Genomic DNA, 10,453 nt, shown 5'->3' on the forward strand with positions numbered 1-10,453 from the left:
AATCAATGCAGGGGTAGTCAGTCCCAGTCGGTTGGCTGTTTCTCGATAGGTCAACTCTGTTCTTGAATACAACTCTACCGCATCTAATTTAAATTGAACAGTATAATCCCTGTTCGTTGTCCGTCTCTGTAACCCTTCTTCACCAAACTCTTGATAAACTTTCACCCAATCACGTACTTGGCCGTAGCTTTTAATGCCATGTTTTTCAGCTAGAGAGGCATATCCGCCAAAACCTTTGATGTACTCCTTCACGACCATTCTTTTAAATTCAAAGCTATATTTAGCCATAAAAAATGACCTCCAAATGTTAGATTTTTGGTCTAACATTTGGGGGTCAGTATACTTGTTCCAATTGAACAGGTGCTGTTTTTTCTAGTTATAATTGATTTAAGGCGTCTGTAATAGCTTCTTCCCCTGAGATCAAATCGAAAGCTTTGCGATATGTTTGTTTATTTTGCAAACTTTCGATCACTACATTTGCGACATCTTCTCGAGGCACTTCTCTTTTATCCGGTCCTTCTAGATCGAGTAAGGCTGCGATTTTCACTTTTCCTGTACCCGCTTCATCCAATAAAGCCCCCGGCCGCACGATCGTATAGTTCAGATCCGTTTGCATTAATTCACGATCTGCATAGTACTTGGCGACATAATAAGATTTAATAGCCTCACTCCATCTTTCCCTACTGTCTGCACCAAATGCACTGACCATAACAAAGCGATCGACCTGTTCCTTTTTAGCAGCTTCCATCATTTTGACCGCACCGTCTAAGTCGATCAGCAAGGTTTTGTCTGCTCCCGTACTGCCGCCTGAACCAGCTGAAAAGATAATGGCATCCATTCCTTTAACGGCACCTGCCAAGTTATCCACTGTATCCTCTAAGTTAGCTAAATAAGCATCAATCCCTTTTTCTTTTAAAGCAACAGCTTGGTCTTCTTTTCTAACCATTGCTCGCACAGTATAGGCTGAGTCTTGATGCAATTTTTCAACGATTTGATGACCGATTTTTCCATTTGCTCCCACAACTAAGACTTTCATGATTTACGCACTCCTTCTATTTGTTTACTATCCTAAGCATAACAAAAAAGTTCGTTTAAGCCAATTTATAGGATTATCGATTCTTGAGTAGGAACTTTTTGACATTTGAATGGCTCGCTTTACCATAAGATTTCAGTATTTAAACAAGCAAATCACTCTTTCTGCTTTTAGTTCCTTTACAAAGCTCATATAAAACGTCCTTTCCGTATCATGGACATTATTTCTTGTAACCGTTATAATTGTACCGTGATATGAAATGGTTTTCACGAATCTAGATCGTTTTACCAAGGAGGCTCGATCATGAGTATAAAAAGAGAAACACTAGCACAATTGGAAAAAAATTACTTATTTGCCGTTATTCGAGGTAACACTGCTCAAGATGCAGTTGACATCTCAAAAGCAGCCTATAAAGGCGGAATCAAAAATATCGAAGTCACTTTTACGACGCCCGGTGCTGAAAAGGCGATTGAAGCATTAGCACATGAGTTTAAAGATACGGAAATGATCATAGGGGCTGGTACAGTAATGGATAACATCACTGCTAGGATCGCTATTCTTGCAGGAGCTAAGTTCATCGTCAGTCCTCACTTTTCAAAAGATATTGCTATCCTTTGCAATCGCTACACGATTCCTTATTTGCCAGGTTGCGGATCAGTAACCGAGATCGCCAATGCTATGGAGACTGGAGTTGAAGTTGTCAAAGTATTTCCAGGCGGCGTCTTAGGCCCTGGTTTTATTAAAGATGTTCACGGACCGATTCCTCACATTGATTTGATGCCTTCAGGCGGTGTCAGTCTCGATAATATGGAAAAATGGGTCGCAAATGGTGCTTGGGCTGTTGGTATCGGCAGCGCTTTGACAAAAGATGTAAAAACGGAAGGATACGACAGTGTTGCTGTGCATGCTAAAACGTTTGTTGACCAATATAAAACCATTTCAGAACATCACTAAGTCCATTTTATTCATTTCAAATGAGGGGTATCAAAATCTTTCACAAACAATTTTGTTTACGCTTTAAGCATCAAAAAGGAGCCGATCACTCGACTCCTTTTTGATGTTCTTTCTTTTAAGACTGCTTGTCTTCTGTTTTAAGTTCTGTTTGCGCCTTTTTCAACTGGCTTACATCTATTTTTTGGATCAAATTGCTCTGCTCCGTCTGTGTTTTTCCTGCTGGTCTGCACATGCCTGTCTCTAAATCACATACCACATTGTGTTTTTCTTCTGTCATTTTTCTCTCCTGCTTTTTCTGTTTACCAGTCTTTAGGACTCCATAACGAACCATCCAGCTCGCCTTCTTTTTGCTCGATCCGCAAGTACTGCTCTTGCAGCAAACGAATGGTTTCCGCAAGCAAGGCTTTTTGTTTGTAATCACGGCTGTTGTGGTATACCCGCTCCAGCTCAGACGTGATCCACTCTTTCTCTTCCATCAACAAATCCCCCTTTTATGCTTGTTCAAAGATTCCGCTGCAAGATTTAACTTTGTCGCACCTGTTCTAAAATAGCGTCTAATTCATCAATCGTTTCTCGATTTTCTTCAATTCGTTCGATTGCCTGCTGGATCACTTGTTCATCTCCAGATGCTAAAGTTGCAGGATCCGTTTTTTCTAGTTCGTGGATCAGCCATTTTTCACGAGACGCTAAACTGTCTTCTCTTTCTCTTGTCAGCATTTGCTGATAAGCAATCAACAGCTGCATCTTTTGCTTTTCTTGCATGTAGGCGAATTGCGGGATCACTAAAGGCTGCAAATAGGTCATCTTTGTTTTCATCGCTATTGCTTGATAAGGCTTAGTCAATTCGCTGATGCTGAACCCTTCTTTTCCACCTGCCTGGTAAGCTGTTGCTTTTACCCCAATCGTTAAAATCAAGCCAAATTCTTTCCCTGCCAATCGGCTGCCTTGAGCTCCATATGCAAAACCATCTGTCAACACATCATCTTGCCATTTTTTTAATAACGCTGGCGAACTATACCAGTAAAAAGGAAATTGAAAGAGAATACGGTCATGTTCCATCAATAACCGCTGTTCAGCTTCGATATCGATTTGACCGCTTGGATAAATACTTTCCAAATGATGCACGGTCACAGCTTCCTTTTCTGGTACAGAGCTCAATAAGTATTGTTGGCTGCCTGATTCAGCTATTTCAGGGTGGGAGATCACCACAAGTGTTTTCATCTTATCGCCTCTCTTCCGATTTGTTTCTTTTATAAAGGGTAGTGATCAAAAAAGTGAAACATTTCTTCTTGAGCTGCAGCAATCAATGGTAATTTTTGAACCGGCACAGCTTCGATCCTTAATTCTCTCATTAATGAACCTAAAACAGCTGCCACTTGGTTGACCCGGCTAAAGTTCAACACGATCGTCGGCGGCTTGACCATCTGTTTCAACAGCAGCTGCAAAAAGATCCGCTGAATCTCTTCTGTTTTCTTCTGCTGGATGAATTCAGCTAATATCACTTCTCCGCTTTTAGCATCGATTACCATCAACAACCTTGGGAAAATGGCTCGTTCGTCCTCTTGCTCAATACTTGATAAAGGAACAAAGTTGATGTCCAATTCCCAGATAGCTTCTCCCATTGGCAAACGCTCAGCACGCTTCATTTCAAATTTTGTCACTTCTACTGGTGCTTCTTCTAGAGATAAACCTAACAAACCTTCGAAAACTTGTCCAGGTATTGTAAAGCGTCCATCTTCATAAGTACCATCTTCATGATACGTACGCATCAGCACTTCTTCCATCTCTTGGTCTTCATAAAAGTCGGCTTGTTCTCGAAAAGCCTCTCCCGTTTCAAGGAACTTTTCCAGCACCTCGATCATAAAAGGAATTTCCTCTTCAGCGATATCATCTGGGTAATAACCAGGCCGATAGTCCGTAAAAATAGGCCAAGCTTTTTTTCCTCTGAATGTAACACCGCTGTCCTTTATACGTTGGTAATCTTCTTTATCTAAGTCTTCTCGATTTTCGTAAGTTAAAGAAAGGCATTTTTGCGATGCAATACTTTCTACAGCATCTTCAAACTCGTTCCCCAACGTTTTCCTAGCTGTTTCAAAAAAATAAGCAAGGTCTTCTAAGTCACGGCAAACCAAAAATCCAAATTCTCCCTCTGCTTTGCCTAAAACAGAAACAAAAACCGGCTCTTTTCGATTTGGGAGCTGCAAAGCAATAATATCCATATCCCAGAAGTCATTCCAGAGCTTTGCCTGATAAAGATGTTTAGCGATTTGAAATAATTCCTTCTCTTTGTTCACGCACTTCTCTCCTTGTGGACGATTTCGTTTTAAGTCTCTTTATTTTAATTATCTTAACTGATTCGTTTCTTATGAAGATGTTTGTGGGAAATAAGGTTCTTCTTCGCACAACCGTTCCTTATTTCCTTCTTTTCAATTGAAGCTTTTCATCATCTGACTATTTATATGTCTATTATCTCAATTATATGCTTCTACTACAATCTAATTTTTCATTTTTCCTCTTTTTTTGTTTGCAGAGCCTCTTGTGAAAACATGAATTTTCCCTTCCCTTGAATAGGTTCTGTTTGTTCTTTTTAAAGCAAACGTTTACAATAAGGGTGCAGCAACATCTATACTTTGGGAGGTACATTTGCATGAAAAAAATCATAAATGATCCATCTGCTGTTGTTGATGAAATGGTCAAAGGTTTGGTCTTTGCTTATGATGGCTTAGTTGAACAATTGCCTGATACCAATGTCGTCCATCGAAAAGCAGATAAAAATGGCAAGGTCGGACTCGTCAGTGGCGGCGGCAGCGGACATGAACCTTCGCATGCCGGTTTTGTCGGAAAAGGGATGCTATCAGCAGCAGTTTGCGGAGAAGTCTTTACTTCCCCTACTCCTGATCAAATTCTAGAAGCTATCAAAGCCAGCGATGAAGGACAAGGCGTTTTCCTTGTGATCAAAAACTACTCTGGAGACGTCATGAACTTCGAAATGGCTAAAGATCTGGCAGATATGGAAGATATCAAAGTAGAATATGTAGTGGTAGACGATGATATCGCCGTTGAAGACAGCACTTATACAGCTGGCCGTCGCGGCATTGCCGGTACTGTCCTCGTTCATAAAATTTTAGGGGCTGCAGCGGAAGAAGGCGCCTCTCTTGAAGAGTTGAAAGCTTTAGGAGACAAAGTCGTTTCTTCACTTAAATCGATTGGTCTGGCTTTAAGTCCTGCGACCAACCCAGAAGTGGGCAAACCCGGCTTTGAGATTGGAGCCGACGAAATCGAGTTCGGTGTCGGCATCCATGGCGAGCCTGGTTATCGTCGGGAAAAACTTCAACCTTCTGCTTCCCTTGCTGAAGAATTGGTCACGCAATTGAAGAAAGAATTCAACTGGCAGTCAGGAGACTCATTCGCACTCTTGATCAATGGAATGGGCGCAACTCCTCTGATGGAACAATTCGTTTTCACGAATGACGTTCATCATTTGCTGCAAAAAGAAGAATTGGACTTAGCCTTCAAAAAAGTCGGTGATTATATGACTTCGATCGATATGGAAGGAATCTCGCTGACCTTACTAAAAATAGCCGATTCAAAATGGCTCGATTACTTGAACGCCCCTGTTACAACGATTGCATGGTAGAAAGGAGTCTATAATGATAAAAGTCGAAACAGCAAAAAAATGGTTAGATTTATTTATAGAACAATTACTAGAAAATAAAGTTTATTTGAGTGAGTTAGACACAGCAATCGGTGATGGCGACCACGGCAACAACATGGCTCGCGGCGCTACTGCATTAAAAGAAAAGCTAGCTGAAAAAGAATATGACAACTTAACAGACTTGCTGAAAGACACCGGTATGGTAATGGTCAGCAAAGTCGGCGGCGCTTCCGGCCCCTTATACGGATCAGCGTTTATCGAAATGGCAAAAGCAGCAAAAAACGATGAACAAGTCGCATTAGCTGATTTGTTACAGGCTGGCTTAGACGGCATCCAAAAACGCGGAAAAGCTGCCCAAGGTGAAAAAACAATGGTCGACGAATGGATCCCCGTTATTGAAGATGTGCAAAACAATCAGCTGACAACTGAAAAAGTGGATGAATATGTTGAAAAAACCAAACCGATAAAAGCGACAAAAGGCCGAGCTTCTTATTTAGGTGAACGCTCGATCGGCCACATCGATCCTGGTGCTGCATCAAGCGGTCTGTTATTTAAAACGATGTTGAAAGCGGGTGTAGCAGATGAGTAAGACACATGGTATATTGCTTGTTTCTCATGTCCCTGCTATCGCAGACGGCTTAAAAGAATTGCTGTCGCAAGTTGCCGCTGATGTGACGATCATTAGCGCAGGCGGTACGGATGAAAATGAAATCGGCACAAGCTTTGATAAGATCTCACAAGGATTAGAATCTTTTGAAGAAGAGCGCGTGTTGGCTTTCTATGATTTAGGCAGTGCCAAAATGAATTTAGAAATGGCAATGGAAGTCGCCACAAAGAAAGTGACGCTATACGATACCGCTTTTGTTGAAAGTGCCTACACCGCTGCTTCGCTCTTACAAGCAGATGCACCGATCGACATGATCGAAGAACAAGTCAATGCCTTAAAAGTAAAATAAAGCATTTGTCTCAAAAGGAAACGATAGAAAAGCTGCGACCCAAATCAGGGACGCAGCTTTTATTTGATGTTATGTTCTAAGGAATCATATTGTATAATAGCGCTGCAACGGCGCCTCCAATCATTGGACCTACAACTGGGACCCACGAATAACCCCAATCAGAATGTCCTTTGCCAGCAACCGGCAATACTTGGTGAGCGATCCGCGGACCTAAATCACGAGCTGGGTTGATCGCATAACCCGTTGTTCCGCCTAACGATAGTCCAATAGAAGTGATCAAAGCACCGACGACTAATGGGTTCAATCCTTCTGTAAATTCCCCACGCGTAAATGCCAATAAACCAAAGACAAGTACGATCGTTCCAATGATCTCACTGACCAAGTTAGCACCCATACTGCGGATGGCAGGACCTGTCGCAAAAACAGCTAATTTCGTTTCATCATCTTCAGTGGCTGCCCAGTGCGGCAAGTATTGGATCCATACTAAAACAGCTCCAGCAAAAGCCCCCAGCATTTGAGCAATGATATAAGGCAGCACTAATCCCCATTCGATTTCTCCTGCAACAGCCATTCCAAGGGTTACAGCCGGATTCAGATGTGCCGGACTTAAAAATCCGGATGCATAAACAGCGATCGTTACTGCAAGCCCCCAACCGAGAGTGATCATGACCCAGCCGCTGTTTTCACCTTTCGATTTATTTAAAACATTTCCGGCTACTACACCATCCCCTAACAACACTAGGACCATTGTTCCGATAAATTCCCCTAGTAATTGCTGCATTGTACTTGTATCCATTCCCTTTCCTCCTCACAATTCATGTTTAAAACATTGACCCCTTATATTGTAAGAAGCACTCCCCATTTAATGGAAGAACTCCTTACTCGTACGCCTTTATCCATATGCTCTAACAGCCCATGTTTCAGCATACGCTCACGCAGGACTGTAACAGATCGCTGCTGCTTGATTCATTTACATATTCAAGCATGCTTAAGCTTTCTTTTCTTGCTGTTCGCTTTTCTTGAGTGGTTTATGTTTAAAGACTTTGGTTGCTTCGACAGCATTTTCCCAACCTTCATATAAATCTTCCCGTACATCTTCAGACATTTCCGGTTCGAACGTAGCTTCTTTTTCCCAAAGTTTCTTGATTTCATCTTGGCTGCTCCAGAAACCAGTGGCTAATCCTGCCAAATAAGCTGCGCCTAAAGCTGTCGTTTCATTTACTTTTGAGCGTTCGATCGGTACATTTAAAATATCTGATTGAAACTGCATCAAGAAGTCATTATTTGCTGCTCCACCATCCACTCTCAATGTCTTGATCTCGATGCCTGAATCTTTATTCATCGTATCGATAACATCACGTGTTTGATAAGCCAATGATTCTAATGTCGCCCGAATGAAATGTTCCTTAGTTGTTCCACGTGTAACACCAAATACAGCGCCGCGCGCTTCTTGATCCCAATGCGGTGCACCCAGTCCTGTAAAAGCTGGCACCACATAAACATTGTCGGTCGTATCTACACGTTTTGCATAATCTTCCGATTGAGGAGATGTTCTAACCATTCGTAAGCCGTCTCTCAACCATTGAATCGCTGAGCCTGCCACGAATATACTTCCTTCTAAAGCATAGGTGACTTCGCCATCGATCCCATAAGCCAACGTCGTTAATAAACCGTTGTTGGAAATGATCGGTTCTTTTCCAGTATTCATGATGATAAAAGCACCCGTACCGTAAGTATTTTTGACCATTCCTTTTTCATAAGCTGTCTGACCGAACAAAGCTGCTTGCTGGTCACCGGCGATTCCTGCAATCGGTATTTCATAGCCATAAAAATGTTCTGGGATACTCTTACCATAAATTTCTGAAGATGAACGGACTTCAGGTAAGATCGCTTTAGGGATATTCAATAGTTGTAAAATATCTTCGTCCCATTTCAGGTCGTAAATATTGAAGAGCATCGTACGGCTAGCATTTGAATAGTCTGTGACGTGTACTTTACCGCCAGTCAAACGCCATACGATCCATGTATCGATTGTTCCAAACAACAATTCTCCATTTTCAGCACGCTCTTGAGCGCCTTCTACTTTGTCCAGCAACCATCTGATTTTTGTAGCAGAGAAATAAGAATCGACCACTAGACCTGTTTTTTCGTGGATCATATCTGTGTGGCCGTCTTTCATCAGCTGCTCTGAAATTTCATTCGTTTGTTTAGACTGCCAAACGATCGCATGGTAAATCGGTCTGCCCGTCTTTTTATCCCAGATCACAGTGGTTTCACGTTGGTTCGTAATTCCAATGCTGTCCACTTCTTGCGGCTTGATTCCTGACTCGATCAAAGCACCGGCAATAACTGTCAAAACGGAGATCCATATTTCATTCGCATCATGTTCTACCCAACCAGGTTCTGGAAAATATTGGGTGAATTCTTTTTGATAGGTCCATTGCGGATTCCCTTGCTTGTCAAAAATAATGGCTCGCGTACTTGTTGTTCCTTGGTCGATCGACATAATATATTTCTTTTCCATACAGTAAAACCCTCCTATAATGTTTTTTACTTTTTACTATTGAAAACCCTTTCCAATAAAAATATAACACCTAGCTTACAAAAAGTAAAACCCTTTCATAAAAATAAGCGCTAAAAAAGGACAGAAAAACACTGCTGTTCCACCTTCTTTATTTGTTAGAAACGCTTCGCAGCAGTGCTTGTTCCGACCTCTCTCACTTTCTTTTTATTTAGATTTTTGATCAACTTCTTTGTTTCCTCTATTACATTCAGTAGATTTTCTAATCTTACTGATCGATCATATATTGAAAAACAAGCCGTCCGACTTCTTGCAGCCAAGCATAAGCTAATGCTTCGTCTTGAACATCACTTGCTAGAGCAGCTACATAAATTTCCTGTTCTTTATAGCGGAATAAAGCGACATCATGACGAATGTCGGTATCTTCTTCTGTTTTATTGAGGATTTCTAAAATTGGAATGCCCTTTTCATGCAAATAACCCGGCAATCCATTTCTGAATTGTTGTCTTAAAAATGGCCATTCGATCTGTTCCTTCATTTCAGGGTGTCGCTTACCAAGATCTATGATTTCCTGCAATACCGCAACTGCCCCTTTTGCTGTAATCTCATTGGTCAAGCCAGACGTATAATCCATCAAATAACGACGCAAATGAACTTCTTCTGCCCATGGTTTTGTTTGGATCCATTCTTGAATGGTTCTCAATCCAGCTTTGGCGATAAGATGGTTCGTGGCTTCATGGTCTGAAACAGCAATCATAAAAATCAGCAGATCATTCACTGTCCACCGCTGAATATGTGGAACGAGATGCAAGACACCCGTACCGCTAATGCGGTCCTCTGATGGAATATCAATTTCTTCTGATAAATCCAGCTGCCCTTTTGCAGCGCTCTCAACATAGTATAAATAAATGGGCAACTTATTTAAATTTGCGGCAGTAAAAGGACGATCTTCTTTTTCTGCTGCCAAAATTCGTGTACCGTCAGAAATAAACAAGCCAATGGACAACTGCTCGGCATACGTTTCATTCAGACGTTTTAATTCCTGTGGTAAATCCATCGTAATCCCCTCACCTTCTCCTATTTATTGAAGTCAAATCATAGAAGATCAGTTATATCCTACTTCACCTTTATCATAAAAGTTTTTTGATAAAAAAGCGAATAATGATAGTGTCAATTAATTGTTGGAAAAAAGTTTTCGCACTTATGCCGACAATGTTTTCTATTTTTGATTCTTTTTTATTTTTTTAAAGCAAGCATTGATACATGCAGGGCAGACACTTCGCTTTCCGCGGGCGAACCGCGAGCCTCCTCGAACGGCACTGCGTTTCGTTCTG

Annotated in this window: 13 protein-coding genes; 4 read left to right on the forward strand and 9 right to left on the reverse strand. The window is 41.4% G+C overall.

All coding sequences use genetic code 11. The features are described 5' to 3' along the window. Together BM057_RS10490 and BM057_RS10495 are read right to left on the reverse strand one after the other, a co-directional pair. Positions 1-288, reverse strand: a 288-nt coding sequence (locus BM057_RS10490) for a helix-turn-helix domain-containing protein (RefSeq protein ID WP_177186135.1), incomplete at its 3' end; no start/stop codon positions are given. An 88-nt stretch (positions 289-376) separates the two neighbouring features. Continuing rightward, positions 377-1,036, reverse strand: a complete 660-nt coding sequence (locus BM057_RS10495) for an SDR family oxidoreductase (protein ID WP_092093630.1) — start codon at positions 1,034-1,036, stop codon at positions 377-379. A 300-nt stretch (positions 1,037-1,336) separates the two neighbouring features. Here BM057_RS10495 and BM057_RS10500 point away from each other — a divergent pair, with 300 nt between their 5' ends. Continuing rightward, the gene (locus BM057_RS10500) at positions 1,337-1,987 is read left to right on the forward strand and encodes a bifunctional 2-keto-4-hydroxyglutarate aldolase/2-keto-3-deoxy-6-phosphogluconate aldolase (RefSeq protein WP_047390430.1); all 651 of its coding nucleotides are present in this window, start codon (positions 1,337-1,339) and stop codon (positions 1,985-1,987) included. A gap of 115 nt (positions 1,988-2,102) precedes the next feature. Here BM057_RS10500 and BM057_RS11745 read toward each other — a convergent pair whose 3' ends face one another. The 4 genes from BM057_RS11745 to BM057_RS10510 are packed head-to-tail and all read right to left on the reverse strand — an operon-like array spanning position 2,103 to position 4,281. Next, the gene (locus BM057_RS11745) at positions 2,103-2,264 is read right to left on the reverse strand and encodes a hypothetical protein (protein WP_177186244.1); all 162 of its coding nucleotides are present in this window, start codon (positions 2,262-2,264) and stop codon (positions 2,103-2,105) included. Between the two features lie 22 nt (positions 2,265-2,286). Continuing rightward, entirely contained in the window at positions 2,287-2,463 is a 177-nt protein-coding gene (locus BM057_RS11750) for a hypothetical protein (protein ID WP_177186245.1), read from the reverse strand. Between the two features lie 46 nt (positions 2,464-2,509). Next, the gene (locus tag BM057_RS10505) at positions 2,510-3,208 is read right to left on the reverse strand and encodes an NAD(P)H-dependent oxidoreductase (RefSeq protein ID WP_092093633.1); all 699 of its coding nucleotides are present in this window, start codon (positions 3,206-3,208) and stop codon (positions 2,510-2,512) included. A 29-nt stretch (positions 3,209-3,237) separates the two neighbouring features. Then, positions 3,238-4,281, reverse strand: coding sequence for a DUF7309 domain-containing protein (locus BM057_RS10510; protein ID WP_092093636.1), 1,044 nt, complete (start codon positions 4,279-4,281; stop codon positions 3,238-3,240). Between the two features lie 353 nt (positions 4,282-4,634). Here BM057_RS10510 and dhaK point away from each other — a divergent pair, with 353 nt between their 5' ends. Genes dhaK through dhaM form a run of 3 tightly spaced genes read left to right on the forward strand, consistent with a single transcriptional unit; the run spans position 4,635 to position 6,598 of the window. Further along, positions 4,635-5,624: a dihydroxyacetone kinase subunit DhaK gene (gene dhaK / locus BM057_RS10515; protein WP_047390435.1), complete on the forward strand. Its 990-nt coding sequence runs from the start codon at positions 4,635-4,637 to the stop codon at positions 5,622-5,624. Between the two features lie 16 nt (positions 5,625-5,640). Next, positions 5,641-6,231, forward strand: coding sequence for a dihydroxyacetone kinase subunit DhaL (dhaL, locus tag BM057_RS10520; protein WP_047390450.1), 591 nt, complete (start codon positions 5,641-5,643; stop codon positions 6,229-6,231). Beyond that, complete coding sequence (gene dhaM, locus BM057_RS10525; RefSeq protein ID WP_047390437.1) at positions 6,224-6,598, forward strand: dihydroxyacetone kinase phosphoryl donor subunit DhaM; 375 nt, start codon at positions 6,224-6,226, stop codon at positions 6,596-6,598. Before dhaL ends, dhaM begins: the two co-directional genes overlap by 8 nt. A 76-nt stretch (positions 6,599-6,674) precedes the next feature. Here dhaM and BM057_RS10530 read toward each other — a convergent pair whose 3' ends face one another. The 3 genes from BM057_RS10530 to BM057_RS10540 all read right to left on the reverse strand — a co-directional run bounded on the left by BM057_RS10530 (position 6,675) and on the right by BM057_RS10540 (position 10,176). Beyond that, positions 6,675-7,394 (reverse strand): MIP/aquaporin family protein, encoded by a 720-nt coding sequence (locus tag BM057_RS10530; protein ID WP_047390439.1) that lies wholly within the window; start codon positions 7,392-7,394, stop codon positions 6,675-6,677. Between the two features lie 192 nt (positions 7,395-7,586). Then, positions 7,587-9,122 carry a glycerol kinase GlpK gene (glpK, locus tag BM057_RS10535; protein ID WP_047390440.1) on the reverse strand — a complete coding sequence of 512 codons (1,536 nt, stop codon included), beginning with the start codon at positions 9,120-9,122 and terminating at the stop codon, positions 7,587-7,589. A gap of 265 nt (positions 9,123-9,387) precedes the next feature. Beyond that, complete coding sequence (locus tag BM057_RS10540) at positions 9,388-10,176, reverse strand: serine hydrolase (protein WP_047390442.1); 789 nt, start codon at positions 10,174-10,176, stop codon at positions 9,388-9,390. Between the last annotated feature and the right edge of the window lie 277 nt (positions 10,177-10,453).

Source organism: Pisciglobus halotolerans (genome assembly GCF_900113675.1).
Classification (GTDB): domain Bacteria; phylum Bacillota; class Bacilli; order Lactobacillales; family Carnobacteriaceae; genus Pisciglobus; species Pisciglobus halotolerans.

Coding starts and splice junctions, on each gene's coding strand:
- BM057_RS10540 (WP_047390442.1), bottom strand. CDS start 10,176: ATGGATTTACCACAGGAATTAAAACGTCTGAATGAAACGTATGCCGAG.
- glpK (WP_047390440.1), bottom strand. CDS start 9,122: ATGGAAAAGAAATATATTATGTCGATCGACCAAGGAACAACAAGTACG.
- BM057_RS10505 (WP_092093633.1), bottom strand. CDS start 3,208: ATGAAAACACTTGTGGTGATCTCCCACCCTGAAATAGCTGAATCAGGC.
- BM057_RS10530 (WP_047390439.1), bottom strand. CDS start 7,394: ATGGATACAAGTACAATGCAGCAATTACTAGGGGAATTTATCGGAACA.
- BM057_RS11750 (WP_177186245.1), bottom strand. CDS start 2,463: ATGGAAGAGAAAGAGTGGATCACGTCTGAGCTGGAGCGGGTATACCAC.
- BM057_RS10500 (WP_047390430.1), top strand. CDS start 1,337: ATGAGTATAAAAAGAGAAACACTAGCACAATTGGAAAAAAATTACTTA.
- BM057_RS11745 (WP_177186244.1), bottom strand. CDS start 2,264: ATGACAGAAGAAAAACACAATGTGGTATGTGATTTAGAGACAGGCATG.
- BM057_RS10495 (WP_092093630.1), bottom strand. CDS start 1,036: ATGAAAGTCTTAGTTGTGGGAGCAAATGGAAAAATCGGTCATCAAATC.
- dhaM (WP_047390437.1), top strand. CDS start 6,224: ATGAGTAAGACACATGGTATATTGCTTGTTTCTCATGTCCCTGCTATC.
- dhaK (WP_047390435.1), top strand. CDS start 4,635: ATGAAAAAAATCATAAATGATCCATCTGCTGTTGTTGATGAAATGGTC.